At 64.9% G+C, this 26919-nt stretch carries 24 protein-coding genes and 1 pseudogene; 14 read left to right on the top strand and 11 right to left on the bottom strand.

What is annotated here, in order from left to right; all coding sequences use genetic code 11:
* Positions 1-186: 186 nt before the first annotated feature.
* Positions 187-1389: a pyridoxal phosphate-dependent aminotransferase gene (locus M9955_00125; GenBank protein ID MCO5080040.1), complete on the bottom strand. Its 1203-nt coding sequence runs from the start codon at positions 1387-1389 to the stop codon at positions 187-189.
* A gap of 182 nt (positions 1390-1571) precedes the next feature.
* Here M9955_00125 and M9955_00120 point away from each other — a divergent pair, with 182 nt between their 5' ends.
* A complete protein-coding gene (locus M9955_00120; GenBank protein MCO5080039.1) occupies positions 1572-2474 on the top strand; it encodes an EAL domain-containing protein in 903 nt (300 codons plus the stop codon).
* A complete protein-coding gene (locus M9955_00115; protein MCO5080038.1) occupies positions 2471-3310 on the top strand; it encodes an EAL domain-containing protein in 840 nt (279 codons plus the stop codon). Before M9955_00120 ends, M9955_00115 begins: the two co-directional genes overlap by 4 nt.
* A 9-nt stretch (positions 3311-3319) precedes the next feature.
* On the opposite strand, the gene M9955_00110 is transcribed toward M9955_00115, so the two are convergent.
* Positions 3320-4225 carry an NAD(P)-dependent oxidoreductase gene (locus M9955_00110; GenBank protein MCO5080037.1) on the bottom strand — a complete coding sequence of 302 codons (906 nt, stop codon included), beginning with the start codon at positions 4223-4225 and terminating at the stop codon, positions 3320-3322.
* A 192-nt stretch (positions 4226-4417) separates the two neighbouring features.
* On the opposite strand from M9955_00110, the gene M9955_00105 reads away from it, so the two are divergent.
* Positions 4418-4741 (top strand): hypothetical protein, encoded by a 324-nt coding sequence (locus M9955_00105; GenBank protein MCO5080036.1) that lies wholly within the window; start codon positions 4418-4420, stop codon positions 4739-4741.
* A 13-nt stretch (positions 4742-4754) separates the two neighbouring features.
* Here the strand turns inward: M9955_00105 and M9955_00100 are convergent, their stop codons facing one another.
* Positions 4755-5300, bottom strand: coding sequence for a methylated-DNA--[protein]-cysteine S-methyltransferase (locus tag M9955_00100; protein ID MCO5080035.1), 546 nt, complete (start codon positions 5298-5300; stop codon positions 4755-4757).
* A 232-nt stretch (positions 5301-5532) separates the two neighbouring features.
* Here M9955_00100 and M9955_00095 point away from each other — a divergent pair, with 232 nt between their 5' ends.
* From M9955_00095 to M9955_00085, 3 genes and pseudogenes are all read left to right on the top strand, one after another.
* Entirely contained in the window at positions 5533-6426 is an 894-nt protein-coding gene (locus tag M9955_00095) for a lytic transglycosylase domain-containing protein (GenBank protein MCO5080034.1), read from the top strand.
* A 130-nt stretch (positions 6427-6556) separates the two neighbouring features.
* Positions 6557-7099, top strand: coding sequence for a hypothetical protein (locus M9955_00090; GenBank protein ID MCO5080033.1), 543 nt, complete (start codon positions 6557-6559; stop codon positions 7097-7099).
* Between the two features lie 363 nt (positions 7100-7462).
* Positions 7463-8000, top strand: a pseudogene (locus tag M9955_00085) (GFA family protein).
* 85 nt (positions 8001-8085) lie between these two features.
* On the opposite strand, the gene M9955_00080 reads toward M9955_00085, so the two are convergent.
* Complete coding sequence (locus tag M9955_00080; GenBank protein ID MCO5080032.1) at positions 8086-8961, bottom strand: EamA family transporter; 876 nt, start codon at positions 8959-8961, stop codon at positions 8086-8088.
* A 207-nt stretch (positions 8962-9168) separates the two neighbouring features.
* On the opposite strand from M9955_00080, the gene gcvA reads away from it, so the two are divergent.
* Positions 9169-10080, top strand: a complete 912-nt coding sequence (gene gcvA, locus M9955_00075) for a transcriptional regulator GcvA (GenBank protein ID MCO5080031.1) — start codon at positions 9169-9171, stop codon at positions 10078-10080.
* Positions 10081-10337: 257 nt separating this feature from the next.
* On the opposite strand, the gene carB is transcribed toward gcvA, so the two are convergent.
* Positions 10338-13838: a carbamoyl-phosphate synthase large subunit gene (carB, locus tag M9955_00070; GenBank protein MCO5080030.1), complete on the bottom strand. Its 3501-nt coding sequence runs from the start codon at positions 13836-13838 to the stop codon at positions 10338-10340.
* A gap of 331 nt (positions 13839-14169) precedes the next feature.
* On the opposite strand from carB, the gene M9955_00065 reads away from it, so the two are divergent.
* The gene (locus M9955_00065; GenBank protein MCO5080029.1) at positions 14170-14358 is read left to right on the top strand and encodes a hypothetical protein; all 189 of its coding nucleotides are present in this window, start codon (positions 14170-14172) and stop codon (positions 14356-14358) included.
* A 92-nt stretch (positions 14359-14450) separates the two neighbouring features.
* Here M9955_00065 and M9955_00060 read toward each other — a convergent pair whose 3' ends face one another.
* The gene (locus M9955_00060) at positions 14451-14783 is read right to left on the bottom strand and encodes a YciI family protein (GenBank protein ID MCO5080028.1); all 333 of its coding nucleotides are present in this window, start codon (positions 14781-14783) and stop codon (positions 14451-14453) included.
* A gap of 229 nt (positions 14784-15012) precedes the next feature.
* Between M9955_00060 and M9955_00055 the strand changes: the two genes are divergently transcribed.
* Together M9955_00055 and M9955_00050 are read left to right on the top strand one after the other, a co-directional pair.
* A complete protein-coding gene (locus M9955_00055) occupies positions 15013-15945 on the top strand; it encodes a zinc metallopeptidase (GenBank protein MCO5080027.1) in 933 nt (310 codons plus the stop codon).
* Positions 15946-16120: 175 nt separating this feature from the next.
* Entirely contained in the window at positions 16121-17098 is a 978-nt protein-coding gene (locus M9955_00050) for a YihY/virulence factor BrkB family protein (protein MCO5080026.1), read from the top strand.
* 24 nt (positions 17099-17122) lie between these two features.
* Here the strand turns inward: M9955_00050 and carA are convergent, their stop codons facing one another.
* Positions 17123-18325 (bottom strand): glutamine-hydrolyzing carbamoyl-phosphate synthase small subunit, encoded by a 1203-nt coding sequence (gene carA, locus M9955_00045; GenBank protein MCO5080025.1) that lies wholly within the window; start codon positions 18323-18325, stop codon positions 17123-17125.
* A gap of 284 nt (positions 18326-18609) precedes the next feature.
* Here carA and M9955_00040 point away from each other — a divergent pair, with 284 nt between their 5' ends.
* Positions 18610-19059 (top strand): GatB/YqeY domain-containing protein, encoded by a 450-nt coding sequence (locus tag M9955_00040; protein ID MCO5080024.1) that lies wholly within the window; start codon positions 18610-18612, stop codon positions 19057-19059.
* Positions 19060-19373: 314 nt separating this feature from the next.
* Here the strand turns inward: M9955_00040 and M9955_00035 are convergent, their stop codons facing one another.
* The 3 genes from M9955_00035 to M9955_00025 are packed head-to-tail and all read right to left on the bottom strand — an operon-like array spanning position 19374 to position 21945.
* Positions 19374-19778 (bottom strand): DUF1801 domain-containing protein, encoded by a 405-nt coding sequence (locus M9955_00035; protein ID MCO5080023.1) that lies wholly within the window; start codon positions 19776-19778, stop codon positions 19374-19376.
* 17 nt (positions 19779-19795) lie between these two features.
* Complete coding sequence (locus M9955_00030) at positions 19796-20224, bottom strand: DUF1801 domain-containing protein (protein MCO5080022.1); 429 nt, start codon at positions 20222-20224, stop codon at positions 19796-19798.
* Between the two features lie 59 nt (positions 20225-20283).
* Positions 20284-21945 (bottom strand): Na/Pi cotransporter family protein, encoded by a 1662-nt coding sequence (locus M9955_00025; protein MCO5080021.1) that lies wholly within the window; start codon positions 21943-21945, stop codon positions 20284-20286.
* 348 nt (positions 21946-22293) lie between these two features.
* On the opposite strand from M9955_00025, the gene M9955_00020 reads away from it, so the two are divergent.
* Positions 22294-22668, top strand: coding sequence for an RcnB family protein (locus M9955_00020; protein MCO5080020.1), 375 nt, complete (start codon positions 22294-22296; stop codon positions 22666-22668).
* A gap of 65 nt (positions 22669-22733) precedes the next feature.
* Here M9955_00020 and M9955_00015 read toward each other — a convergent pair whose 3' ends face one another.
* Positions 22734-23933 (bottom strand): MFS transporter, encoded by a 1200-nt coding sequence (locus tag M9955_00015; protein MCO5080019.1) that lies wholly within the window; start codon positions 23931-23933, stop codon positions 22734-22736.
* Between the two features lie 309 nt (positions 23934-24242).
* On the opposite strand from M9955_00015, the gene dnaG reads away from it, so the two are divergent.
* Both dnaG and M9955_00005 read left to right on the top strand, forming a co-directional pair.
* Positions 24243-26159 (top strand): DNA primase, encoded by a 1917-nt coding sequence (gene dnaG, locus M9955_00010; GenBank protein MCO5080018.1) that lies wholly within the window; start codon positions 24243-24245, stop codon positions 26157-26159.
* Positions 26160-26454: 295 nt separating this feature from the next.
* Positions 26455-26919 (top strand): RNA polymerase sigma factor RpoD (locus M9955_00005; GenBank protein MCO5080017.1); only part of this gene is annotated, 465 nt, incomplete at its 3' end.

Below are 26919 nucleotides of genomic sequence, written 5' to 3'. Positions count from 1 at the left end.
GCGGCGGCCTTTCCGGGCCAGCAGGCATGACCGGCCCTTGTTCCGGCCGTCGCGGGCGCAGCTTGTCGGCCACTACCCGACGGGCATGGAAACACGGGTCAAGGTGGAGGGCAAGCGGAATTGCCGGCAAACGACCCTGTGCCGCACCGGCGATGTCGCGCGGCCGGCCGTTCGAGCGGTCCCGCTTCAGTTCAGCGAGGCGGTGAAACGCTGGATGCGGATGCAAGCCTCTTCCAGAAGCGCCTCCGACGTCGCGTAGGAAATGCGGAAATTCGGCCCCAGGCCGAAGGCCGAGCCGTGCACCACTGCGACGCCCTCGGCTTCCAGAAGCTCGCTGACGAAATCCTCGTCGGTCTCGATCACCTTGCCGGACGCCGCCTTCCTGCCGATCAGGCCGGCGCAGGACGGATAGACGTAGAACGCCCCTTCCGGCACCGGGCAGGAGATGCCCTTCGCCTGGTTGAGCATCGAGACGACGAGGTCGCGGCGTCCCTGGAAGATCGCCTTGTTCTTCGTGATGAAGTCCTGCGGGCCGTTCAGCGCCTCGACCGAAGCCCATTGCGCGATGGTGCAGGCGCCCGACGTCTGCTGGCCCTGGATCATGTCCATCGCCTTGATCAGCGCGACCGGGCCGGCCGCGTAGCCGATGCGCCAGCCGGTCATGGCATAGGCCTTCGATACGCCGTTCATGGTCAGCGTGCGCTCGTAAAGCGCCGGCTCCACCTCGGCGATCGTCCTGAAGACGAAATCGCCATAGGTCAGGTGCTCGTACATGTCGTCGGTCAGCGTCCAGACCTGCGGGTGCTTCAGGAGCACGTCGGCGATCTCGCGCAGTTCGGCCTCCGTATAGGCGGCGCCCGACGGGTTCGAGGGCGAGTTCATCACCAGCCACTTGGTTTTCGGCGTGATCGCCTTTTCCAGCGCCGCGGCGGTCAGCTTGAAGCCGTTGTCGATCGACGTGTCGGCATAGACCGGCGTGCCGCCGCAGATCGCAACCATTTCCGGATAGCTCACCCAGAAGGGGCGGGGGATGACGACCTCGTCGCCGGGGTTCAGCGTAGCCATGAAGGCGTTGAACAGGATCTGCTTGCCGCCGGTGCCGACGATGGTCTGCTCGGGCTTGTAGTCGAGATTGTTCTCGCGCTTGAACTTCTTCGCGATCGCCTCGCGCAGCGGTACGATGCCGGAAACCGGCGGATATTTGGTCTCGCCGCGCCGGATCGCCTCGATCGCGGCATTCTTGATGTTGTCGGGCGTGTCGAAATCAGGCTCGCCGGCGCCGAGGCCGATGACGTCCCGGCCTTTCGCTTTCAGTTCGCGCGCCTTCTGGGTCACCGCGATCGTCGCGGAAGGCTTTACGCGGGAAAGAACGTCGGCAAGAAAGGCCATGAACATCGTGCTCCATAAGCGCCGTCACGTCTGCGGCGCGCCTTATTGTCCGATCGTTCGGAGAAGCGCAAGCGCTGCATTGCGACGGTGACAGCGGCGGTTTGCGCAAACGCCTTAACACAAAGTAAATGCTTGCGCGGCATAGTGCCCGGGGTCTCCGTCGATAGCCCTGAAGGTCTTGCATGACGCGCAGTGTCGCCCTTGCCCATCTGGTCCGCCTCGAAGACGGCCTTTCGGAGGGCATCTGGGCCGGCCATACGTTGCGCAGCGCCTTCCAGCCGATCTACGGGGTTCAGGATGAACGTCTGGAGATCGTCGCCTATGAAGGCCTGCTCCGCGCCTTCCGCGGAGAGGAGCCGATCCCGCCCATGGCGTTCTTCACCAGCATTCCGGCACTCGACCGCCTGCATGTGGAGACGCTGACGCGAACCCTGCACCTGCTCAATGCCGCCGTCTCCCTTGAGGACACGGCCTCCATCTTCGTGAATTTCAACCCTTCCGTCTTCACCGAGCCGGGAATCGCCGACATCGCCCTGCGCGACATGCGCCTCGTCCTGCACGAAGCGGGCATCGATGCGGGCCGTGTCGTCTGCGAGGTCACCGAGCAGCAGTCGGCGTCGGAGGAGGTGCTGTCGGCCTTTGTCGAGGCCCTGCGGGGGAACGGTTTCAGGATCGCCGTCGACGACTATGGCGCCGCCGATTCCGATATCGCCCGGGTTGCGGCGCTGAAGCCCGATATCGTCAAGTTCGATGCGCACTGGATGAACCGGCTCATGGATTCCGATCCGGGGTTCCTGCTGCTCCAGACCATGGTGCGCGCCTTTGAGGATCGTGGAATCCGTACGGTCTTCGAGGGTATCGAGGAGGCTTGGCAGATCGACATGGCCGTCGAGGCCGGCGCTTCCATGTTGCAGGGCTATGCCCTTGCACGGCCGGAACTCGCGGTGCTGCGCCAGGGCGAGACGAAGACGAATTTCCATTTCCTGCGCTCGGTCAGTCCGCATCCCGCGCCACCCATCCCGCAGGTCGTGCGGCATTCGCAGAAGTCGGTGCGAAGTTTCGGAAAGCGGGCCGCCCAGCAATGACACAACCGGCATTTCTCGATGCGATCCTCGTTGACGAGGTCGGCATCGAGAGCGGCTCGCTCGATGGAATTCTGCTGAAAAGCGCTTACCAGCCCGTATTTTCTCCAAGGGGAGAAAACCTGCAGATCACCGGCTTCGACGCCTCGACCGTGGTGTGGCGCGAGGACACGGAATTCGATCTGTCTCAGCTTTCCGAAGGCGCTCTCCCGGACCCGGACTTCTTGGCCGGCCTCTGCCAGAGGCTCAGCGTCGACAATTATCGCAATCTGGACATTGCGGGCCGCGATCTCTTCCTCGACCATGCTCTCGCCGGCAACAGGCGTCTCCAGGACAGCTTGCTTGACGCGGCGCGGCTTGCGCGATCGGTCGGCGAGGAAACGCTTGTTCCGGGCCAGGTCGTCTGCCGGATCTCGCAAGCCGTTTTCCTTGCCGACGCCGACGATCTGGCGCGCCTCGAGGCGTCGCGCGAAGCCGGCATGCGCATTATGCTCGATGCCTTCGATCACGATCTGGACACGGCCCATTCGCAGCGCCGCTTCATGCCCGACATTGCGGAAATAGGCGCCGCGTGGTTCGGCAAGATTGCGGCGCGGGGCGCGGCGGCGCGGCTGCTGCGCCCGCTGGTGGAGACGCATCGGGCGAACGGCACGCGTGTTCATATCCGCGGCATATCGACTGGCGAACACCTCGAACTGGCGATCGCCTCGGGCGCGGAATATCTGTCCGGCGATTATCTCGGGGAGCCGGCGCTTGCCGGCTGCCCTATCGAGGATCAGCCCAGACCCGTCGCGGAACTCCTGTCCGCGCACTCCGGCGCGCAGCGCCGGCCTGCCTGACGCGCCGGTTCAGCTTCCGTCGCCCGTCAGCGATACGTCGTTGATGGAGGCAACGAAATCCGAGAGCATCGGCACGAAATCGTCGCCTTTTCCAGCACTGACCGCCATGGCGAAGCAATTGCGTACAGCGGCACCCATCGGGTTCGCCGTGCCGGACGCGTTCGCGAAGCCGGCGAGATAGGTCATGTCCTTCGCCGCATTGCGGATGGCGAACCGGTGGGCGTTCGGATCGCGGTTCAGAACCCACTGGAAGAAGGTGCGGTAGAAGGGGCTGTCCATCCGCCCGTCGCGGATCACCGCGTCGAACACTTTCGGCGTCAGTCCGGCCTTGGCGCCCAGCGTGAGCGCTTCTGAGTAGAGCGCGGCATAGCCCATCGCCAGGAAATTGTTGAGCAGCTTCATGGTGTGGCCGCTTCCGACGGGGCCGGTGTGAACGATCCGCCCTGCGAAAGTGTCGAGGATGGGCTTCACGCGGGCGAAATCCGCATCGCTGGCGCCGCACATGACGTCGAGCGTGCCCGCCTCGGCGTCGGCCGGCGTGCGGGAAAGCGGAGCATCGAGGAAGGTGATGTTCTTGCCAGCCAGTTCGGCGGCAAGCTTCACCGTCGACGAGGGGTCGGAGGTGGAGCAGTCGATGATGGTGATCGGCTTGCCGGCAGATGCCAGACCCTCCGGCCCGTTGATGAGAGCCTCCACCTGCGGACTGCCGGTGACGCACAGGACGACCACGTCGCATATGTCAGCCAGCCGTTTCGCCGACGTGGCTTCCGCCGCTCCCCGCCTGACGAGGTCTTCGACAGGCTGGCGATTCCGGTGGCCGAGAACGGTCAGGGGAAAGCCCTTTTCCAGGATGTTCCTGGCCATGCCATGACCCATGAGACCGACGCCGATGAACCCTACGCGTATGCCCGGCATTCAATTCCTCCCAGCGATTTTCAGGCGCACAATAGCAGGCGTCCGGGTTTCGTCACCTGCAACGTGGCAATTTGCAGACAGGCGGGATCGTATCCGGGAAACTTCGCAAGATATTCGCCGTTCATGTAGGATGAACACGGCGTAGCCCAATTCGCGGGCGATCGTCATGAGGCGGAGGGGTAGGATGACGTCATGAAAATATGGCTTGTCACACTCGGCCTTGCTCTTCTCTCGTCGGAGGCGCTTGCGATCGAGCGCTATACCTCGACCCGCATGACATGCGACGAAATCCAGCGCGTCATCCGCAGGGATGGCGCGGCCATCATGCGCTATACCTCGACCCGTACGCCCGGCCTGCAGCTCTATGGCCGCTATGTAAGCGGCAACCAGTTCTGCCAGCTCGGCGAGGGGGTGGATCGCGCCTATATTCCCGCCTCCGACACGCCTTCCTGTCCGGTGCGGGAATGCAGGCAGCTGGATTATGACGATCCCTTCCTGATAATCCCGGGCCGCTGACAGGCGCCGGCGGTCAGAATCCGAAAGACGCCTGCGCGGCAGGCGGCGGCCCGACGCGCACGCCTTCCATGGCGAGCAGCTTTTCCTTCGTGGCCGAGCCTCCCGGCGCGGAAAACCCGCCGATCTTGTTGCCTGCCGCCAGAATGCGGTGGCACGGCACGATGATCGGAACCGGATTCTGCCCGAGGGCCGCTCCCGTCTCGCGCGCAAGGCCGGGGTGACCGGCCGTCGCAGCGAGCGCGCCATAGGTCGTGGTGACGCCGAAGCCGAGTTCGCGCGCCGCGTCGTAGATGGCTAGCCTGAAGTCGTCGACGCCGGCGAGATCGACCGGGATGTCGTCGAAGGTCACCACCTCGCCTGCTGCATAGCGCCGCAAGCGCTCGATCACTCCGGCGACCCATTCCGGCGGGATCGCCGGCGTCCCGCCGACCGCCGCAAGCTTGCGCTCCATCGCGTCGCGGTCGCGTTGCGGCAGAAGCAGCCTCGCAATGCCGCGTTCGGTCCAGCCAAGACCGATCCAGCCGATCGCCGTATCGAAAACGCACCAGGACAATGCCATCGATCACCTCCGGTCCCGTGATCGCCGATTGCGAAAACGAAACGAGAACATCCGTCTTTCTATCGTATTTCCGCTCATTGTAACAACCCCGCCTCCGCGTTCCACACGATTTGTGCCTTGTGGCGCCGGACGTTAAGCCGATTTCAACACAGATTAACGCCGGGTTGCCGAAGCGGCATTTCTTGGCTATGCAGCCTCCAGGGGGCGACCCGCGCAGACCATGAGGGGCGCATTGGCCGTATCGAAACCATTTGCCGTTGCGGGCGCGTTGCTGGCCGGTCTGGCGCTTTCCGCCTGCACATCCACCGGCGGCACGACCACCGCTCGCGTCGAGGGCAATTCCACCGCCACCGCCGAAGTCGCCTATCCGCGTCTTCCCGACAGCGTGCTGACCGTGCCGGCGGCCTATGCGCCGGACGAGCCGGCCGGCGGCGCGATCGCCGAAGCCACCGCGACCTATGCCGTCGCCGCCGCAACGCCGGCGCAGACCGACGCGGCGACGTCTGCCGCTGAAACCGCGACGCCTGCGCAGCAGGTCGCGGATGTCCCCGCGGCTTCGGATGAGCAGCCGGTCGTCGTCGCCAGCGCTGTGTCCGGGAATGACGAGAGCGCGGTCTTCGTACCGGCCTCCTATGCCGGATCGACGCCGAACGCGGCCAGATTGGCGATCCAGACGCCCGAGGCGCAGAATCCCATGCTGATCCACGCGCCCGACGGACGCTACGGTCCGTCCGATGTCGGCGCGCGCAGCCCGGAACTCGACGCGCTGATGGCGAAATACGCGGAACACTACGAGATTCCGGAAGAACTCGTGCGCCGCGTCGCCAAGCGGGAAAGCACCTTCAATCCCGCCGCGCGCAACGGCCCCTATCTCGGCCTCATGCAGATCAGCCACGCCACGGCCAAGGGCATGGGATACCGGGGAGCGGCTTCGGGCCTGCTGGACGCCGAGACCAACCTCAAATACGCCGTGCGCTACCTCCGGGGGGCCTGGCTCGTGGCGAAGGGCAATCTGAGCGTCGCCGACAAGCTCTACCAGCGCGGTTATTACTACGACGCCAAGCGCGCCGGGCTGCTGGACGAGACCGGGCTCGGCAAGGACCGCCGCCGCAGGAGTCCTTCCTGACCAAATCCTGTCCGGTTCGCTCGATTTCTAGCGATCGTGCTTGCCGCGCCTTTACCCTGGCATGAGGTCCTTTCCCTGAATCACGGAACGATTACCGTGGTTTAACCGGCGGCATGCTCAGTGCCGCATCATGTTCAGAAAGAAAAAAGACAAGTCGGCCGCTGCCGCTCCCTCCGAACCGCCGGCCGCGCCGAAGAAGCGGTCGAAGGTGAAACTCGCGCTGTTCGCCGTCGCGCCGCTGGTGCTCGCCGGCGGCGGCTATGCCGGCTGGCCCTTCGTCGCGTCCGCCATCGGCCTCGGCTCGGCCGACCACGCCGCCGCCGAGGGCCATGGTGAGGGCGGGCACGGCACCGACCAGACCCATGTCTCGGCGCTGCCGCCGGAGGCCGTCGCCGAAGGGTCCGCCGCCTACAGCTTCGCGCTCTCTGAACTCCTGAAGGGCATTTGCGGCGAGATGCGCGTCGACGCGCTCAGGGCGGCGAGCGAAGCGGAGGCCAAAACGGACGGAGCCATGGTGCATCTCGCCTGGATCGCCGCCAACCGCCGCGTCGGCACCGTGACGGAAATCTCCTGCGACCTCATGGTCTCGGAGGTCGCCCGCGCCGAGCACGAGGCGGCTGGAGCGGCCGAAGGCGGCGGCAAGGGCGGGGAAAAACCGGCCGCGCATCATTGAGGGACAGCGCCGGAGCGTTTCCGGCAGACGCCGAACCGCCTGACGAAGGCCGCGACGCGCCCCGGCTGTCGACCAAGGCCCTGCTTTGGCGCCTCATCTTTTCGCCATCCTCTCCCCCTCGTCATCCTCGGGCCTGACCCGAGGATCCATGCCTGAACGCCGGCAAAGGCGTGGCGGCGGCGGACAGGCGCGCCGGTCGCCCGCCGTCTCGTCTACCCAACGTTCAGGCATGGATCCCATGGTCGCGCTCCGCTTCGCTGCGCTTGCCATAGGATGACGAAGGGAGGGGCGGTCGGGGCGGCGTGTCGCGACGCTTGCATGCCGGTCTGCCTTCTTCCACAAAGGGAAGGAGAGGAGCCTGCCATGCCGTCCATTCCGTTGCCGCTTTCCGGGTCCTGCCGCTGCGGGCGCGTCGAAATCCGCGTCAGCAAACCGCCGCTGGTCACCACCGCCTGCCACTGCCGGGGTTGCCAGAAGATGTCGGCGTCGGCCTATTCGCTGACGGCTGCCCTCCGCTATGGCTCCGGGCGTTCGAAACTCCAAAAGCGAAATCGTTCGCTTTTGGCGGGCTTCGCCCCGACGTTTCTCACTCCCCGCCGACGGCTTTGCCGTGACGAAGGGCGAACCGGTGATCGGCGGCAATCAGGGGCCGGACATCCATCACTATTGCTGCGGGCACTGCATGATGTGGATGTTCACCCGCGCAGAGGGCATGGACTGGTTCGTCAATGTGCGGCCGACCATGCTGGACGAAACCGCATGGTTCCGGCCGTTCATGGAGACCTATACGAGCACAAAACTGGCGTTTGCCGAAACGGGGGCGGTGCGGAGCTTTGCCGAGTTTCCCAAGATGGAGGAGTATGAGGGGCTGGTGAAGGAGTATGGGGCGTGGGTGGGGTAGACACTGGCCTCTACATCGATACGCCAGTCGATCGTTGCCACGGGTTTCGGCGGCATCGCGACAGCTACATAAGTAGCCGTTCCGCTTATTCGTGCGGCACCGTCTCCTCGGACATGGGCCGTTTATTGGCGACCGCCAAAGCGAGACCGCCCAGAATCAGGAGCACGCCCAGCGCGAACATCAGGCCGAGTTGATCGCCAAAGAGAACCGACGCGGCGGCAATCCCAAACACGGGCTGAAGATACTGCACGCTCGCCGCGACCCGCGCCGGAACGGTGCGTAGCAGATATAGCCACAGAAGCAGGCCCACGACCGTCACCATGACGCCGAGATAAACGATCGCCCATATCCCCTGCATCGTGAACTGCACGGGCTCATGCATCAATTCCCAACCGGCCAATGGCAGGATCGCGACAAGGCCGGCCATGGCGTTCCATGCGGCGACGGGCAAAGTGCCGTATTTCTCGGTGAGTTCGGCGCTCCAGATATAGTAGAACGCAATGGCGACGGCCGAGACGAGCATCCAGACCACGCCGGCGGGCGTGGTCCTCGTCATCTCGTCAACGCCCGAACCGCTTCCCACTGCCACCAATGCAATGCCGCCAAAGGCTGCGAGCAGGCCGATCCACTGCCGTCCTGCAACGGACTGCTTGAGGCGGACTGCGGCGAAGATCACGATGAAGATGGGGATCGTCGCCGAGATAATCGTCCCGGCCGACGCGGATGTGCCTTGCACGCCGAAGGATTGGGCGACATTGCCGAGTGTAATGCCCATCACGCCGAGCGCGATGATGCTGGGGACCGCCTGCCATGGCACGCGAAGCCGTCCCGCCGCCAGAATCATGAACAGGGGGACCGCCACAACGAAACGTATGGCGGTCAGCGTTATGGGCGGGATCGTTTCCAGCCCCAGCTTGGTGATCGGGATCGACAGGCCCCACATGATCGCGAGCAACAGCATTGCGCCGACGCTCCTCGTGGAAAGAAGGCGGGCAAAAGAGAACGGCAGGTGGGGCAACTGCGTCGGTAGCGTTCTGCGTCATGACGGCTTCGTTTGATGCGATTGGTGAGCATGTGCGTCTGTGTCATGTCTAAGAGCAGCCAAGCCCTGTCGACAAACCATTTGTTCTCACAGAATACGTGAGCTATGATCACATATAAGGACCCGATGCCTGACCAACTTCCTCCCTTGCAAACGCTCCGCGCCTTCGAGGCGACTGGGAGAAGGCTGAGCATGACGCTGGCAGCAGAGGAACTGCATCTGACCCACGGTGCGGTGAGCCGCCAGATCAAGGCGCTGGAAGACAATCTGGGGACGCAGCTTTTCCGCCGCATGACTCGCAGGATCGAACTGACCGATGCCGGCGTCTCGTTCTTCGGCGCCGTCACTCGCCTGCTCTCCGAACTCGCGCGCGAGGCGGAAGTCGTTCGCCGCAGGAACGACGACACGCGCCTCGTGGTAAGTTCAGGCGTTTCTTTCGCAAGCAAATGGCTGACGTCTCGCTTGCACCGGCTAATGGCGCGATATCCGGATTTGGACATCCATCTGGAAGTGACTGACGCCCCCGTGGATTTTGCTGCCGGTCACGTCGATGTCGCTCTGCGCTACGGGGCCGGACAGTATTCCGCGGCGGCGGCCGAGCGCATCATGAACGAAACCGTCTCTCCGGTGTGTTCCCCAAACTATCGCGACCGAATGGGTGGGCTGGACTCTCCAAATGCCCTGTCGAAATGCCAACTGATCCATGAGATCGGCATGAATACGACATGGGAACGCTGGTTCTCTATGATGGAACTGCCATATCCAAAGCCACGGGGTGCTGGCTACAGTCTCGGGAGCATGTCCATCGAGGCCGCGATCCGGGGTGAAGGCGTGGCGCTTGGACGTAGCGTGCTGGTCGCCGAAGACCTCGCGGCAGGCCGTCTTGTGGCGCTGTTCCCGCTAGCCAGGCTGGAAGTCGAATGGGGATATGACCTCGTTTACCGGACAGGCAATCAGGACCATCCGAAGGTTCGTGCCTTCAGAAACTGGATAGCTGACGAAGTATGGGAGTTCACGATCGCCAATGCCCTAAAATGACGGCTATTGGCACGGCGCGCCTCCAGTAAAGTCTCCGCTTTAAGGTCGAGGCTTCCGTTTGTATGGAGCAGCACCAAAAGCCCGAGACAGACTGACGATTGCTGAAAACCCGAGGCATGTCTCGTCGCAAGTGACAAAACGCTTTCGACAGGGAATGTCATGCAGGCCAAAAAGCGATGCGTCGGCGCGCTGTCGCCGTATCCCCATCCGGTCGCTTTGCGACCGACCTCCCCACAAGGGGGAGGTAGAGGCGGTGCCTAGCTGAAGTAGCTTTGGAGAGGACGGACTTCGAGAGAGCCCGCCTTCAGCGCTGCAATCGCCTCCGCGACGGCGGCGGCGCCGGCCATAGTGGTGTAGTAGGGGACCTTCTGCATCAGGGTGGCGCGGCGCAGCGATTTCGAGTCCGACAGCGCCTTCTGGCCGTCCGTGGTGTTGAAGACGATCTGCACCTGACGGTTGCGGATGGCGTCCTCGATGTGGGGGCGGCCTTCCAGAACCTTGTTGATCTTCTGGGCCTCGACGCCGTTTTCCGCGAGGAAGCGCGCCGTGCCGCTGGTCGCCAGCACCTTGAAGCCGAGATCGGCAAGCCGCTTCACCGCCGGCAGCACGCCCTCCTTGTCCTCGTCGCGGACGGAAACGAACAGCGTGCCCGAACGCGGCAGGTCGATGTTCGCACCGAGCTGCGACTTGGCGAAGGCCATGGCGAAGTCGCGGTCGAGGCCCATGACCTCGCCGGTGGACTTCATCTCCGGCCCGAGCAGGATGTCGACGCCGGGGAAGCGGGCGAAGGGGAAGACGGCTTCCTTGACCGCGATGTGGCCGGGCTTGCGCGGGTCAGGCTTCGAACCGTAATGGGCGAAGGCGGCGTCGAGGCTCTCGCCGGCCATGATGCGCGCCGCGATCTTGGCGATGGGGCGGCCGATGGTCTTCGCCACGAAAGGCACGGTGCGGCTGGCGCGGGGGTTCACCTCCAGCACATAGATGGTGCCGTCCTTGATGGCGTATTGCACGTTCATCAGGCCGCCGACCTTCAGCGCGCGGGCCAGCGCCGCCGTCTGGCGCTCCAGCTCGTCCACGATCGCCGCGTCCAGCGTGTGGACCGGCAGGGAGCAGGCCGAGTCGCCCGAATGGATGCCGGCCTCCTCGATATGCTCCATGATGCCGGAGACATAGGTGGAGGCGCCGTCGCAGAGGCAGTCGACATCCACCTCGGTCGCGGCGGCGAGGTAGGTGTCGAAAAGCAGCGGGTTCTTGCCGAGCAGCGTGTTGATCTGGCCGGTCTTGTCGTTCGGATATTTCTGCTTGATGTCCTCCGGGACGAGGCCCGGCACGGTGTCGAGCAGGTAGGTCTGCAGCATCGCCTCGTCATGAATGATCTGCATGGCGCGGCCGCCGAGCACGTAGGACGGGCGCACGACCAACGGGAAGCCGAGCTCGGAGGCGACGGTGCGCGCCTGCTCCACCGACCAGGCGATGCCGTTCTTCGGCTGGACGAGGTTGAGCTTGTGCAGAAGCTTCTGGAAGCGGTCGCGGTCCTCGGCGAGGTCGATGGCGTCGGGCGAGGTGCCGAGGATCGGGATGCCGGCCTGCTCCAGCGCGTCGGCGAGCTTCAGCGGCGTCTGGCCGCCGAACTGGACGATGACGCCGTGCACCGTGCCGGCGGCCTGCTCGGCGCGCAGGATCTCCAGCACGTCCTCCGCGGTCAGCGGCTCGAAATAGAGGCGGTCGGAGGTGTCGTAGTCGGTCGAGACGGTCTCGGGATTGCAGTTGACCATGATCGACTCGTAGCCGGCCTCGGCCAGCGCGTAAGCCGCGTGGACGCAGCAATAGTCGAACTCGATGCCCTGGCCGATGCGGTTCGGGCCACCGCCGAGAATGACGACCTTCTTGCGGTCGGAGACCTGCGCCTCGTCGGCCAGCGCGCCGGCGAAGGGCACCTCATAGGTCGAATACATGTAGGCAGTGGGGGAGGCGAACTCGGCCGCGCAGGTGTCGATGCGCTTGTAGACCGGATGAACGCCCAGCGATGCGCGCCTGGTGGCGACGCGGTCGGCGTCCGTCTTCGTCAGCGAGGCGAGGCGGGCGTCGGAGAAGCCCATGGCCTTCAGCATGCGCAAATTCTGCGCGTCCTGCGGCAGGCCGTGCTCGCGGATGCGGGCCTCCATGGCGAGGATGCCGGCGATCTGTTCGAGGAACCACGGGTCGATGCGGCACATGGCGTGGACGTCTTCCAGCGAGGTGCCCATGCGGATCGCCTGCGCCACCATGCGCAGCCGGTCGGGAGTCGGCGTGCCGAGCGCGGCGCGGATGGCGTTCTTGGCCTCGGGGCCGTCGGCGCCCCCGAGCCCCATTCCGGGTATCTCGATTTCGTCGAGGCCGGTGAGGCCGGTCTCAAGCCCGCGCAGGGCCTTCTGGAGGGATTCCTGAAACGTGCGGCCGATGGCCATGACCTCGCCGACCGACTTCATGGCGGTGGTCAGCACCGGCTCCGCGCCGGGGAATTTTTCGAAGGCGAAGCGGGGGATCTTTGTCACAACGTAGTCGATGGACGGCTCGAAGGAGGCCGGCGTCGCGCCGCCGGTGATGTCGTTCTCCAGCTCGTCCAGCGTGTAGCCGACGGCGAGCTTCGCCGCGACCTTGGCGATGGGGAAGCCGGTCGCCTTGGAGGCGAGCGCGGAGGAGCGTGAGACGCGCGGGTTCATCTCGATGACGACGAGGCGGCCGTTCTCGGGGTTCACCGCGAACTGCACGTTGGAGCCGCCGGTCTCGACGCCAATCTCGCGCAGCACGCGAATAGAGGCGTTGCGCATGATCTGGTATTCCTTGTCGGTCAGCGTCAGCGCCGGGGCGACGGTGATGGAATCGCCGGTGTGGACGCCCATCGGATCGACGTTCTCGATGGAGCAGATGATGATGCAGTTGTCAGCGCGGTCGCGGACGACTTCCATCTCGTACTCCTTCCAGCCGAGCACGGATTCCTCGATCAGCACCTCGGTGGTGGGGGAGGCGTCGAGACCGCCCTGCACGATGTCGAAGAATTCGGCGCGGTTGTACGCGATGCCGCCGCCGGTGCCGCCCAGCGTGAAGGACGGGCGGATGATGGCGGGCAGGCCGACCACGTCCAGCGCCTGCGCGGCGACGCCCATGGCGTGGGAAATGTAGCGCTGCTTGCGGTCGCCTTCGCCGAGGTTCCACTGGTTCTCCAACTCGTCCAGCGCATGGTCGAGATCGGCTCCCGAAAGCTTTGCCTTCAGCTCGGCGCGGGCGGCCTCGTGCGTCCTGCGGTCGGCGGTCTTCACATCCGTGGCGTTGGCGAGCATGGAGCGGGGGGTCTCAAGGCCGATCTTCGCCATCGCCTCGCGGAACAGCGCACGGTCCTCGGCCTTGTCGATGGCCTCGGCGTTGGCGCCGATCATCTCAACATTGTAGCGGTCGAGCACGCCCATGCGGCGCAGCGACAGCGCGGTGTTGAGCGCGGTCTGGCCGCCCATGGTCGGCAGCAGCGCGTCCGGCCGCTCCTTGGCGATGATCTTCGCCACCACTTCCGGGGTGATCGGCTCGATATAGGTGGCGTCGGCCAGTTCCGGGTCGGTCATGATGGTGGCCGGGTTGGAATTGACCAGGATGACCCTGAACCCTTCCTCCTTCAGCGCCTTGCACGCCTGCGTGCCCGAGTAGTCGAATTCGCAGGCCTGTCCGATGACGATGGGGCCGGCGCCGATGATCAGGATCGACTTGATGTCGGTTCTTTTTGGCATGCGTGGGTCCGTGCTTTTCTGGACTTGCGCGTAGCGCCGGCTCGGGCTCCTCCGGGAACGCGCGGACGCGTCACGAAGGCCAGCCGGTGCGCAAGGGAAATCTGTCAGGCTAAGCGGGCTCTATAGGGGAACCCGGCGGGGTAGGGAACCCCGGAAATGCCTGTTTGCGCCGATGTCGGCAACCGACGGCAGCGACAGGAGATCGCGGACAAGAACGCCCGTCATTCAACGGCCGGCATTGCAGTGCGATTTTCTCCAAACGCCGTTCGCGCCCGGAACGCCGGGCGTGCTCGCGCGTTTAGCGCTACCTCACCAGCCAAGGAGAAAGGCAATGGGCGTGACAGTAGCACCGACCAAGGAAGGCAAGGAGGCCGCCAGGCAGCTTCGCAAGGAGACCGCGAAGGAAGAAAAGAAGGTCGAGGCGCGCATGGGAAAAGACCTGAAGAAAGGTGAGGAACGCTTCGAGGAGCGCTCGAAAAGCTCCGACGGCAAGAGCGCCGGAAAGAAGCAGAAGCTCTGAGAGCCACCCGGCGTCTGGAAAGCGGCGGACTTGGGCGGCTCTGGGTGCGAGAGCATCAGCTTTTCGGTAGCACGTCCGTGCCGGATTTCGGCTCAGGACGGCTGCTGAAGCGGCCAAACCTCGACGACACCGTGGGCGACGGCGCAGGGCGTGCGCGAAACCATGTCTATGGCCTCGGCCAGATCGGCGGCTTCGATGATCGCAAAGCCGGCGACCGGCAAGGAGGACGTCATGAACGGGCCATCCGTCGTTTTCACATGAGCCGCGTCGGGATTGCGCACTTGCACGGGATTGCCGGCTACGCCGATCAACGCTCCATTCTTCCGCAATTTCGCGTCATGCGCATGGGCCGCATCCCGAACGGCCACAGCGGTGCGGTCGTAGCCCTTCCGGTCTCCATATCCGATGGTCACGAATTTTGGCATGGATCTTCTCCTCGGATTGCTCAAGACATGGGGGATTGCTGAAGACATGGGACCGGTTCGCGAACTGTCCACCTTGAACCCGTTGGGTCCGGAGTGTGCTTTTCCACCCGGGTCCGAAATGCGAACCAAAACTCCGCCCGTTTTTCCTGTGACTTGAACGGAACCTTCGGATATTTGTGACCAGTGCCGGCGGCGTTCCGTCGGCGGCCAATCGATCGAGGACTGAAGCATGCTCTGGAAGGGCCGTCGTCAAAGCTCAAACGTCGAGGATACGCGCGGCCGCAGCGGCGGCGGTTTTCCGGGCGGGCTTCCCGGAGGCGGCGGCCCGGGCAGGGTGCGCATTCCGATCGGCCGCGGCACCGGCAGCGGGATGAGCATCTCGACGATCATCATCCTCGTGGTGCTGTTCTTCGCATTGCGCGCCTGCGGCATCGATCCGCTCGAAATGCTCAATGGCGGCGGCGTGCCGGGCGGCGGTGGCCAGATCAGCGAGACGACCGACAGCGGCACGGGCTCGCCGGCCTCCGACGAGATGACCCAGTTCGTATCGACGGTGCTGGCGGAGACCGAGGACGTCTGGAACGGCATTTTTCAGGCCGAAGGGCTGAAGTATACGGAGCCGACGCTGCTCTTGTTCGCGAATCAGGTGCGGTCGGCCTGCGGCTTCGCATCCGCCGCATCCGGGCCTTTCTACTGCCCGGGCGACCAGAAAGTCTATCTCGACACGACGTTCTTCGACCAGCTCGACCGCCAGTTCGGCGCGTCCGGCGATTTCGCGCAGGCCTATGTGATCGCGCACGAGGTCGGCCACCACGTCCAGAACCTCACCGGCATCCTGCCTAAATTCAACCAGATGCGGCAGCAGATGACCGAAGTGGAAGCGAACCAGATGTCGATGCGCGTCGAGCTTCAGGCCGATTGCTTCGCCGGCGTGTGGGGGCACTATACGGCGCAGAAGGGCCTGCTCGAAAAGGGCGATCTGGAGGAAGCGCTGAACGCCGCGCAGCAGATCGGCGACGACACGCTGCAAAAGCGCTCGCAGGGCTATGTCGTGCCGGAAAGCTTCAACCACGGCACCTCGGCCCAGCGTCAGACCTGGTTCGCGCGGGGCTTCAAGAGCGGCAAGCTGTCGGACTGCGACACCTTCAACAATCCGATCTGACGCGATCCGGCGATATGGGATAGACGCGCCGCAGGCTGCATAACCTGCGGCGAAGACCCGTGATGCCGGTTGCGCATCTCGCCTTTTGATTCCGGCATTTTCGGCAAGCCGTTGAACCAATTGGCGTCTCCGCGCGTTCGCCCTCCAGTCGAATAGACTGTCGGAGGGGGAAACCATGGATGCGGGCCGGCTCAGGGGAAACGCGGATCGTCGGGATGCAAGCGGCCGGGACGCGGCGCATCCTTCGGAATTTCCAAAGCGGGCCTGGTGGCGCATCCTCAAGCGCGTCTGGAGCGAGACCAATGACGACCGGGCGATGCTCGTTGCCGCCGGCGTGACCTTTTACCTGCTGCTCGCGCTGTTTCCGGCGCTCGCCGCCTTCGTCTCTCTTTATGGTTTTGTCGCCGATCCGCGCACCATCGCCGAGCATGTGGCCTATCTCGGCGGCATGCTGCCGTCGGGCGGGCTCGACATCATCCGCTCGCAGCTCGACGCGCTGGCCTCGCAGGACAGGGACGCGCTGAGCGTCGGCTTCCTGATCGGCCTCGCCGTGGCGCTGTGGAGCGCCAACAGCGGCATGAAGGCATTGTTCGACGCGATCAACATCGCCTATGGCGAGACCGAGAAGCGCTCGATCATCATGCTCAACCTGTGGTCGGGCCTGTTCACGCTGGGCGCGATTCTCGTCGGCATCGTGCTTCTGATGTCGGTAGGCGTCGTGCCCGCCATGCTGGCGCTGCTCTATCTCGACCGCTGGCAGGAAGTGATCGTATCGCTGGCGCGCTGGCCCATCACGCTGGCTTTCGTATGGATCGGCATCACGCTGCTTTACCGCTTCGGGCCGAGCCGCGAGCGGGCGAAGTGGCGCTGGCTGACATGGGGCGCCACGCTGGCGACGGTGGTGTGGCTCGCCGTGTCGGCCGGCTTTTCCTACTATCTGCAGAATTTCGCGGACTACAACGCGACCTACGGCTCGCTCGGCGCGGTGATCGGCTTCATGATCTGGGTCTGGCTGTCGATCACGATCCTGATCGTCGGGGCCGAGCTCAACGCCGAGATGGAACACCAGACGGCGGTCGATTCCACGACAGGACCGCCGCAGCCGCTCGGAGAGCGCGGCGCGCGCATGGCGGATACGGTCGCGGCGAGCTAAGCGGCAGAACCTGCCGCAAGCGGCTCAGCGCTCAGCCAGCGCCGGTTCGCCGCGCCTTTCGCGGATCAGGTTGACGAAGCGCTTGAAGAGATAGTGCGAATCCTGCGGGCCGGGCGAGGCTTCCGGGTGGTGCTGCACCGAGAAGACGGGCTTGCCGGCGAGCGAGATGCCGCAGTTCGAACCGTCGAACAGGGAAACATGAGTCTCGTCAACGCCTTCGGGCAAAGACTTCGAATCGACCGCAAAGCCGTGATTCATCGACACGATCTCGACCTTGCCGGTGGTGTGGTCCTTGACCGGATGGTTCGCGCCGTGATGGCCCTGATGCATCTTCTCCGTCTTGCCGCCGACGGCCAGCGCCAGCATCTGGTGGCCGAGGCAGATGCCGAACATCGGAATATCGGCGTCCAGCAGGTCCCTGATGACCGGCACGGCATATTCGCCGGTGGCGGCCGGATCGCCAGGGCCGTTGGAGAGGAACACGCCGTCCGGCTTGAGCGCGAGGATCTCGTCCGCGCCGGTCTTTGCCGGCACGACCGTCACCTTCGCGCCGAGGCCGGCGAGCAGGCGCAATATGTTGCGCTTCACGCCGTAGTCTACGGCGACGACGTGCATGGTCGGCGCGTCCTGCGCGGCATAGCCTTCGTCCCAGACCCAGGGCGTTTCGGTCCAGACGGAAGACTGGCCCGACGTGACCTCCTTGGCGAGATCGAGGCCGACGAGGCCGGACCAGGCCTTCGCCTGCCGCTTCAGATCCTCGACGTCGAACTTGCCGTCCGGACTGTGGGCGATGACGGCGTTCGGCGCGCCCTTCTCGCGGATCAGCGCGGTCAGCGCGCGGGTGTCGAGGCCGGACATGGCGATGACGCCGCGCCGCTTCAGCCACTGGTCGAGATGGAGTGCTGCGCGATAATTCGACGGATCGGTGACGTTCGCCTTGAAGATCGCGCCGACGGCGCCGGCGCGAGCCGCCGGGGTCAAATCCTCTATGTCCTCGTCATTGGTGCCGACATTGCCGATATGCGGAAAGGTGAAGGTGACGATCTGGCCGGCATAGGAGGGATCGGTGAGGATCTCCTCGTAGCCGGTCAGCGCCGTGTTGAAGCAGACCTCCGCGCCCGCCGTACCCGTCGCGCCGAGGCCCCGGCCGTCGATGACGGTGCCGTCGGCGAGCACCAGAAGGGCGGTCGGCTTCTCGATTTCCCAGGCGGGCGTGTGTGCGGTCATCTCGGGCTCCATCGGCTGCGCCGCTTGAAAACAGGCCCGTCACGGGCCATATGGCACAGCGAAACGCACGGACCGACGCCTTTCGGCTCCCTCCCGTGCATCGAAAACTATCTGTCCATGCAAGGCGCGGAACATAGGGTAAGGCCGACAGCCGGTCAACCACGTGCGGCGCTCATGGAAAAATATAGTTTTCCCAACGAAAACAGCAGGTTGCTGCTTCGTCCCGGGTTTGCTTCGGCCGGCCCGCGGCGCTATTGTGGCGGCCGCTGCGACAGGAGAAGAAAATGCGCGCGCAAATTGCCGAGGCCCTGAAGACGGCCATTCGGACACAGGACAAGAAGCGGACCTCGACGCTGCGTCTCATCAACGCCGCCATCCAGGATCGCGACATCGCCAATCGCGGGCAGGGCAAGGACCAGGTCAGCGACGAGGACATTTTGCAGATCCTGACCAAGATGGTGAAGCAGCGCGAGGAATCCGCCAAGGCTTTCGAGGAGGGCAACCGCCTCGAACTGGCCGAGCAGGAGCGCGAGGAAATCGCCATCATCCGCGACTTCCTGCCGAAGCAGATGGGCGAGGATCAGGTGCGCAGCGTCTGCCAGCAGGTGATCCGCGACATAGGCGCCGACGGCCTGCGCGACATGGGCAAATGCATGAACGCGCTCAAGGAAAAATATCCGGGCCAGATGGATTTCGGCAAGGCGAGCGGCATCGTCAAGACGATGCTGCAGTGATCCGGGGTGGATAGCAGGTCAGGGCGATGCCTGGAGGGCTCGCTCTGCCTGAAGGTATCCTCGCGAAGGACCCCCACCCCTAACCCCTCCCCACAAGGGGGAGGGGGACGCGGCGGCGATGTTCTCGCCAACTCTCGCGCGTCGGCACGTGAAATCCGGCGGGTCGAACGCTGAAGCTGGACGACGCTTGGAATCTGCCGTCGGATATTTGGAACAAACGGCTCCTGATTCCCCTCCCCCTTGTGGGGAGGGGTCAGGGGTGGGGGTATCTTTGAGCGGCTACCTTCAGGGTAAGCGCCACGGGCGGCGAGTGCCTATCGCTTAGCGCGCTTCGCCACGTTCAGTGCGATGGCGGCGCGGATCAGTGCTTTGAGCGCCGCCTCGTCGATCTCATGGCCTTCGTGGACATCGATGGCGCGGCGGGTGTTGCCCTCGAGGCTGGAGTTGAACAGGCCGGAAGGGTCTTCCAGCGACGCCCCCTTGGCGAAGGTCATCTTCACGACATTCTTGTAGGTTTCGCCGGTGCAGATGATGCCGTCATGCTCCCAGACCGGCACGCCGCGCCATTTCCATGTCTCCACAACTCCGGGATCGGCCGCCTTGATGACGGCGCGGATGCGGGCGAGCGTTTTGCCGCGCCAGTCGCCGAGTTCGGCGATGCGCGCGTCGATCAGGGCGGAGGCGTCTTGCCGGGATTCATCGGGAGCGGGCTTTTTCATCCTGTATTGCCTTTCGCCTACATCTTCTCGCCGGGGAGCCTGCTCGCCTGCTTCACCCAGTCGGCGAGCTGCGCCTCGTCCAGATCGTCGTTTTCGTGGATGTGGAAATAGCGCACGTCCTTCTGCTTCGACGTTACCGGCGGCGGCGGTTCGAGGGCGGCGCCGCGGAAGAAGGCGACCTTTATGTATCTGTCGAAGCAGTGGAAGCTGAGGAACCACGTCTTGCCGTCGAGGCCATAGAGTGGCGAGTTCCATTTGACCGCCTTCTCGACGCCGGGGACCGTACCGGAGACGATGGCGTCGAGGCGGCGACCGACATCACTCTTCCAGCCCGGCATAGCGGCGATGTAGGCCTGCATGGGCGCGTCGCCATAGCCTTTCGGAATCTGCGGGTTGCCGCCCGACAGGAGTTTCGGCTTCGCGTTGTCTTGCTGCTTGCCGGCCATCGCGTTCAATCCTCGTCAGGCCCCTTATATGGGGCAAGGCGCGGAAGGGAAAAGCCGTTTCAGATCGCCTGCAGGCGCGAGCCCCGGAGCAGGCCGTGCTCTTCCAGCACCGGATAGGCGATCGCGGCAAGCAGCGAGTTGATCTGCTTCAGGTCGCGGATCGTGTCGAGATGGATGGAACTGGTCTCGACGCTTTTCGCCGTGCCTTCGCCGAGCCGCGAGAAATGGCTGTCGCTGGAGCGCTTCTCCAGATCCCGCAGGCGGTCCTTCTCTTGAACGAGATGGCGGGCGGTGGTGGCGTCGCGCGACACGAGCACGTTGAAGGCCATGCGCGCATTGGCAAGTACGGAGGAATGGAAGGCGGAAAGCTCGCGCCAGCCCTGTTCCGTGAAGGTCAGGCCGCGCTCGAGCTTCTTGCGGACGTGCGGCAGCATGTTGCGCACGATGATGTCGCCGACCTGCTCCAGCTTGACGCTGGCGCCGATCAGTTCCTCGCAGCGCCGGGCCTCGTCCTCGGTCAGCGGATGCTGCTTCACCCTGGCGAGGTAGAGCTTTATCGCCGCCTGCTTGCGGTCGACGCGGTCGTCGAGAGCGGCCAGCGCCTTGATCTTTTCCTCGCTGGCATCCTCGTAGAGCTCCATGATGCGCTTCAGCATGACCTCGACGGTCTCGCAGACGCGCACCACCTCGCGCGTGGCGTTGGCGAGCGCCAGCGCGGGCGTGGAAAGGGCGGTCTCGTCCAGCGCGCTGATCTCGATGTCCTCCAGCGATTCGACGGGAGCCTTGCTGCCAATGGCGACGAGCGCGCGGGAGGTGCGGTACACAAGGCCGGCCAGCGGAATGCCGGCGACCAGTATCACGAGATTGAACAGGATATGGGCGTTGACGATCCGATCCGGCTCGCTGCCTCCGAGGAAGGCGAGAGGCGGATCGAGGGCGAGGAAAAGCACCAGCATGACGATGGAGCCGGCGCCGCGCATCAGAAGATTGCCGATGGGAACGACGCGCACGTCAGGATCGGCTGCGCGCGTGAGGAGGGGGGCAATGACCGAGCTGCCGAGATTGACGCCGAGCACCAGCACGACGCCGAGCTCGGACGGGATCAGCCCGCGTCCGGCAAGCGCCATGAGAAGCAGCACGGCGGCGATGGAAGAATGGAACAGCCAGGTGACGAGAGCCGCCAGCAGGAACGCCGTGACAGGATCGGAGGAAAAATAGGAGACGATCATCGGCATCAGCCGGCTTTCGCGCAGCGGATCGGCGGCATGGCTGACCATGCCGAGCGAGAGCAGCAGAAGGCCGATGCCGACCAGAATGCGGCCGAACTGCCGCCAAGAGCGCCGCTCGGTAGCCATGAACATGACCGTCCCGGCCGTCAGGCAGACCGGTATCAGCAGCGACAGGTCGAAGGACAGAAGCTTCACCACCAGCGCCGAGCCGACCTCGGCGCCGCGCACAGCAAGCTGCCCGGCGAGGCCCGATACGATGCCGGCCCCGGCGAAGGAGCCGACCAGCAGCGTGACCGCCGTAGAGCTCTGGAAAGCGATGGCGAGGGCCGCGCCGACGAGCACGGCGAGCAGTGGATTGCGCATCGTGCCGCGCAGTTTCTGGCGCAGCACATCGCCATAGGCGCGCTCGACGCCGGTCTTCACCATGCGCGTGGCGAAGAGCATCAGCGCCACCGCGCCGGCGAGGTTGAGCAGGACGACCGATCCGCTCATCGCAACGGCCGTTCCCTCGCCGCGCCACGGGACCGGGCTTGCGTCTGATGGTGCGGGAAAAGGCTTCGAATCGCGTTCATTTCAGCGTTTTTATGTTAGCCGGATAATATGTTTCGTCTACGTCCAAAGCTGGCCCGCCAACGACGGGCGGCGTCGGGAACAGGTGCGGCTCGCGGCGGCGAAGGACAGCGGCGGCGAGGCGCCCGTCCGATACGGAGTCCTTCCGGGCACTTTAAGAATTAGTATGTAAGGCTATGACATCATTACATAATGGTAATGATGTCGTTCAGTTCCCATTCACATGGCGGGCGCTACTTCTCGGACATCAACAACGAAGGAGTACCGCCCATGAAACGTTTTGCCCTTGGCGCCCTGGCGCTTTCGATGTTCGCGGCACCTGCGTTGCAGGCACAGGCTGCGCCGGTCTACCTGCCGCAGACCAGCATGGTCCAGTCCGACGTGGCGCAGGTCGACTACCGTCGCGACAATCACAAGCGCGTCGAAACGCGCACGAAGATCGTCAAGAAGAAGGTGGTGCGCGAGAGCCACTGGAAGCGCGGCCACAAGTACCGCGACTGGAAGCGCCATCGGGCCGTCAACGACTGGCACCGCCATGGCCTGCACCGGCCGGGCCGCGGGCAGGAATGGATCCGCGTCGGCAACGACTACCTTCTGGTCGGCATCGCGTCTGGCATCATCGCCGGCATCATTGCCGGCCGCTGAAGAACGGCGATCGGGATCTGATGTGGAGGGCGGCCCGCAAGGCCGCCCTTCGCTTTTTCAGGGGTTCAGCAGGGCTCGGCGGCGAGGGTGCCGGCGCGGCGCGGCGGTTTCGTCCCGCTGCGGCGCTCCGATGCGTAGGACAGCAGCGCCACGGCGGTCGCGACAGCCATCGCCCCGACGCCGAGCAGCGGCAGGCTGCGGTAGCCGTAGCCGGCATTGAGCAGCGTGGCGCCGACAAAGGCCGCGATGGCGATGCCGATGTTGAAGCCGGAGGGGATGAGCGAGGAGGCGAGGTTCGGCGCGTCCGCAGTCCAGCCGAGGATGCGTGACTGGATCGGTGTGCCGATGGCGAAGTTGAGCGCGCCCCAAAGCGTGACGGCGGCGATCATCGGCACGGGATACGGGCTCGCCAGATACATGGCGGCGAGCGTCACGCCCTGCATCGCCAGAAGCGTGACGAGCGACGGCATCAGCTTCCAGTCGGCCAGACGGCCGCCGAGAAAGACGCCGACCGTGGCGCCGACGCCGTTGACGAACAGCACCCATGGAACGAGGGCGGCGTCGAGGCCGGTGACCTGCTGAAGCATCGGCGCGATGTAGGTGAAGGGCACGAACTGGCCGATCATCAGCATCAGCATGAGGATCAGCGACGTCCACACCTGCTGGCGGCCGAGCACGCGCACCTCGCGCATGAAGCCGGCCGGCGGCGAGGCGGCCCCGGTGGTGCGGGGCAGGAGCAGCATCATGGCGACGAGCGCGATCAGGCCGAGGCCGAACATCGCCCAGAAGGTCGCGCGCCAGCCGAAGACTGTGCCGATGGCGGTGCCGACCGGCACGCCGACGACGTTTGAGACGGTCAGTCCGGCAAGGATGAGCGCAATCGCCATCGAGCGCTTTTCCTCGCGTACGAGGCCGACCGCGACGACCATGGCGACGCCGAAATAGGCGCCGTGCGCCACCGCGATCGCCACCCGAAGCAGCAGCATGGAGGTGAAATCAGGCGCAAGAGCGCAGGCGATCTGGCCGAGGGTGAAGGCCGTTGCGAGACCGAGCAGCAGGGTCTTGCGGGACAGCCGGGCTGTGGCGAGCGTCAGCAGCGGGCCGCCGAGCGCGATGCCGAGGGCATAGCCGGAAACGAGATAGCCGGCGGTGGGGATCGACACGTCGAGGCCACCTGCTACCTGCGGCAGCACGCCGGCAATGACGAATTCGGTCGTGCCGAAGGCGAAGGCGGCAATGAACAGGGCGATCAGCGGAAGGGGCATGGCAGCGGCCTGAATGAGCAAGGGTGCGTTTCGACCATGGAGCGGCGGCGCGGGCAAGACAGAAATGATGTCTGCGGGTTCAGGGATTTTGAAGGGGGCGTGACATTTGCTGTTCGGCTGCACGGTGAACTTACCCCTCTCCGTCACGCTGCGCGTGACGCCTCTCCCCAGAGGGGCGAGGAACCCGGGCTGGAGAAGCGCCGGCATCGCGTCGGTCCGGATGGGTGTGAAAAGCGGGCAAGGCGACGCTTTGCAGTTCACGAACGGGAAGGCGAGCGCCTATATAGAAGGATATAGAGCCGGACCCCGATGCGCTTCACCCCGACCTTTCTCGACGAGATACGCGACCGCGTGCCGATTTCATCGGTGATCGGTTCGCGCGTGTCTTGGGACCGGCGCAAGACCAATGCCTCCCGGGGGGATTGGTGGGCGTGCTGCCCGTTCCATGGCGAGAAGTCGCCGAGCTTCCACTGCGAGGACAAGAAAGGCCGCTACCACTGTTTCGGCTGCGGCGTGTCGGGCGATCATTTCCGCTTCCTGACCGAACTCGACGGCCTGAGCTTCCCGGAAGCCGTGGAGCGGGTCGCAGAGCTTGCCGGCGTGCCGCTGCCGGCGCGGGATTTCGAGGAGGAGCGCCGCGAAAAGCAGCGCGCCACTCTGCATGAGGTGATGGAACTGGCGACGCGCTTCTTCGAGGAGAAGCTGCAATCGGCCGAAGGCGCAAAGGCGCGTGCCTATCTGCGCGACCGCGGGCTGGCGCCCTCGACGCAGCAATCCTTCCGCCTCGGCTACGCGCCCGACAGCCGTAGCGCGCTCAAGGAATTTCTGGCCGGCAAGGGCGTCGAGAAGGCGCAGATGGAGGCCTGCGGGCTGACCGTGTTCGAGGATGTGCCGGTCAGCTATGACCGGTTCCGCGACCGGATCATGTTCCCGATCCCGGATTCGCGCGGGCGGATCATCGCCTTCGGCGGGCGGGCGATGGCGAGCGACGCGCTGGCGAAATATCTCAACTCGCCGGAGACCGAGCTCTTCCACAAGGGCAACGTGCTCTACAATTTCGCCCGCGCCCGCAAGGCGTTGCAGAAAGGCGGGTCGGTGATCGCCGTCGAGGGCTATATGGACGTGATCGCGCTGGCGCAGGCCGGCTTCGAGAACGTCGTGGCGCCGCTGGGCACGGCGCTGACGGAGAACCAGCTCGAACTGCTCTGGCGCATGTCGGGCGAGCCGGTGCTCTGCTTCGACGGCGACCAGGCCGGGCTGAAGGCGGCGTGGCGGGCGGCCGATCTGGCGCTGCCGCTGGTGCGCGCCGGGCATACGGTGCGCTTCGCCGTGCTGCCGGACGGCAAGGACCCGGACGATCTGGTGCGCGCCGAGGGTCGTGACGCATTCAGCGCGGTGCTCTCGCAGTCGCGGCCACTGGTCGATCTGCTCTGGTCGCGCGAAACCGGCGGCCGGACCTTCGAGACGCCGGAGCGCCGGGCCGATCTGGAAAAGACGCTGCGCGAACTGACGTCGCGCATTCGCGACGAGAGCCTGCGCTACCACTACCAACAGGAGATGCGCGACCGGGTGAAGCATTTCTTCGGGCCCAGCCGGCCACCGCCGCGCGGACCTGGCGGCCCGGCGGGGCAGGGGCAGTCGCGTGGCGCATGGGCGACAAAGGGCGCGGGTAATCCGATCACCGACAGCCTCGGGCGCTCGGCGCTTCTGAAGCGGAGCGGCGAGGCGATGCCGCTGCGTGAGGCGACGCTGATCGTGGCGATCGTCAACCACCCGGCGCTGGTCGACGAATTCTTCGAATATGTCGAGTTCCTCGATTTCAGCAGCGGCGACCTGCGCAAGCTGCATGCTTCGCTGCTCGATACGCTGGCGCATCAGGCCGACGCGCGGCGCGACGAGGTGATCCGGGCACTCGACGCCGCCGGGCTCGGCGAAACATGGCAGCGGGCGGTGGCGCTGGTGACGCGGGCGCGGCAATGGCCGGCGCTGGCGGAGGCCGCGATCGAGGATGCCCGCGACGCTTTCGCTCAGGCGCTCCACTTGCACGTGTCGTCGCGCACCTTACATAAAGAGCTGAAGGCGGCGGAAACCGCTCTCACGACCGATCCATCCGATGAAAACTACCGTCACCTCGTCGAAGTGCAGGCGCAGATGCGCGAAGCGCAGGCCGCCGAAGCGCTGATCGACGGTTTCGGGGTGTCGTCGGGACGTGCCGTGTCGGGATAGCGTCAGTTTGCAATTGATTCGCTTTTTTAATGCGAATCATGCGACAGGCGCTTGACCTTCCACCGGAATGTCGGAATCAGGACGATTCGGACGAGGGAGCGCGGTTATTGACCGCGCACCGCAACATGAATGCGAGGCTGGACACTGGACGAGGCGCAAGCCCCGCCCCAGATATCGGCGTTAGCGAGGAGTTGGCGGGGGCAGGCATTGCCGTGCCCCTCAGGCGCATGTCGCCGGAACAATAGACTGCAAGGGCACGATGTGTCGAGGCCCGGCGGCTCGGAGAAAGCAAAGCATGGCAAAACCGGAAAAGGAAGAGGCAGAACCCGAGCGCGAGGGCTCCACGGACGGCCCGCTGCTCGACCTTTCCGACGACGCAGTCAAGAAGATGATCAAGGCCGCCAAGAAGCGCGGCTACGTCACCATGGACGAGCTCAACGAGGTCCTTCCCTCCGAGCAGACCGATCCCGACAAGATCGAGGACACGATGGCGATGCTGTCCGACATGGGCATCAACGTCGTCGAGGCCGACGAAGCGGGTGAGGACGCCGAGGCGGATGCCGCGGATGCCGAGGAAGAGGCGGGCGAACTCGCCGAACAGACCGGCACGGCCGTCGCCGCCACGACCACCAAGAAGGAGCCAACGGACCGCACCGACGATCCCGTGCGCATGTATCTGCGCGAGATGGGTTCAGTGGAGCTTCTGTCACGCGAGGGCGAGATCGCCATCGCCAAGCGCATCGAGGCCGGCCGCGAGACG

The sequence above is a fragment of the Rhizobiaceae bacterium genome, from assembly GCA_023953845.1.
In the GTDB taxonomy this organism is placed as follows: domain Bacteria; phylum Pseudomonadota; class Alphaproteobacteria; order Rhizobiales; family Rhizobiaceae; genus Arvimicrobium.
The sequence above is the reverse complement of the archived record's forward strand: the minus strand, read 5'-3'. Positions and strand labels throughout refer to the sequence as shown.

Coding starts and splice junctions, on each gene's coding strand:
- M9955_00120 (MCO5080039.1), top strand. CDS start 1,572: ATGACGCGCAGTGTCGCCCTTGCCCATCTGGTCCGCCTCGAAGACGGC.
- M9955_00040 (MCO5080024.1), top strand. CDS start 18,610: ATGCGCGCGCAAATTGCCGAGGCCCTGAAGACGGCCATTCGGACACAG.
- M9955_00060 (MCO5080028.1), bottom strand. CDS start 14,783: ATGCCAAAATTCGTGACCATCGGATATGGAGACCGGAAGGGCTACGAC.
- M9955_00030 (MCO5080022.1), bottom strand. CDS start 20,224: ATGGCCGGCAAGCAGCAAGACAACGCGAAGCCGAAACTCCTGTCGGGC.
- M9955_00080 (MCO5080032.1), bottom strand. CDS start 8,961: ATGCTGTTGCTCGCGATCATGTGGGGCCTGTCGATCCCGATCACCAAG.
- carB (MCO5080030.1), bottom strand. CDS start 13,838: ATGCCAAAAAGAACCGACATCAAGTCGATCCTGATCATCGGCGCCGGC.
- M9955_00100 (MCO5080035.1), bottom strand. CDS start 5,300: ATGGCATTGTCCTGGTGCGTTTTCGATACGGCGATCGGCTGGATCGGT.
- M9955_00015 (MCO5080019.1), bottom strand. CDS start 23,933: ATGCCCCTTCCGCTGATCGCCCTGTTCATTGCCGCCTTCGCCTTCGGC.
- M9955_00020 (MCO5080020.1), top strand. CDS start 22,294: ATGAAACGTTTTGCCCTTGGCGCCCTGGCGCTTTCGATGTTCGCGGCA.
- M9955_00065 (MCO5080029.1), top strand. CDS start 14,170: ATGGGCGTGACAGTAGCACCGACCAAGGAAGGCAAGGAGGCCGCCAGG.
- dnaG (MCO5080018.1), top strand. CDS start 24,243: ATGCGCTTCACCCCGACCTTTCTCGACGAGATACGCGACCGCGTGCCG.
- carA (MCO5080025.1), bottom strand. CDS start 18,325: ATGACCGCACACACGCCCGCCTGGGAAATCGAGAAGCCGACCGCCCTT.
- M9955_00035 (MCO5080023.1), bottom strand. CDS start 19,778: ATGAAAAAGCCCGCTCCCGATGAATCCCGGCAAGACGCCTCCGCCCTG.
- M9955_00025 (MCO5080021.1), bottom strand. CDS start 21,945: ATGAGCGGATCGGTCGTCCTGCTCAACCTCGCCGGCGCGGTGGCGCTG.
- M9955_00090 (MCO5080033.1), top strand. CDS start 6,557: ATGTTCAGAAAGAAAAAAGACAAGTCGGCCGCTGCCGCTCCCTCCGAA.
- M9955_00105 (MCO5080036.1), top strand. CDS start 4,418: ATGAAAATATGGCTTGTCACACTCGGCCTTGCTCTTCTCTCGTCGGAG.
- M9955_00125 (MCO5080040.1), bottom strand. CDS start 1,389: ATGGCCTTTCTTGCCGACGTTCTTTCCCGCGTAAAGCCTTCCGCGACG.
- M9955_00115 (MCO5080038.1), top strand. CDS start 2,471: ATGACACAACCGGCATTTCTCGATGCGATCCTCGTTGACGAGGTCGGC.
- gcvA (MCO5080031.1), top strand. CDS start 9,169: ATGCCTGACCAACTTCCTCCCTTGCAAACGCTCCGCGCCTTCGAGGCG.
- M9955_00110 (MCO5080037.1), bottom strand. CDS start 4,225: ATGCCGGGCATACGCGTAGGGTTCATCGGCGTCGGTCTCATGGGTCAT.
- M9955_00055 (MCO5080027.1), top strand. CDS start 15,013: ATGCTCTGGAAGGGCCGTCGTCAAAGCTCAAACGTCGAGGATACGCGC.
- M9955_00050 (MCO5080026.1), top strand. CDS start 16,121: ATGGATGCGGGCCGGCTCAGGGGAAACGCGGATCGTCGGGATGCAAGC.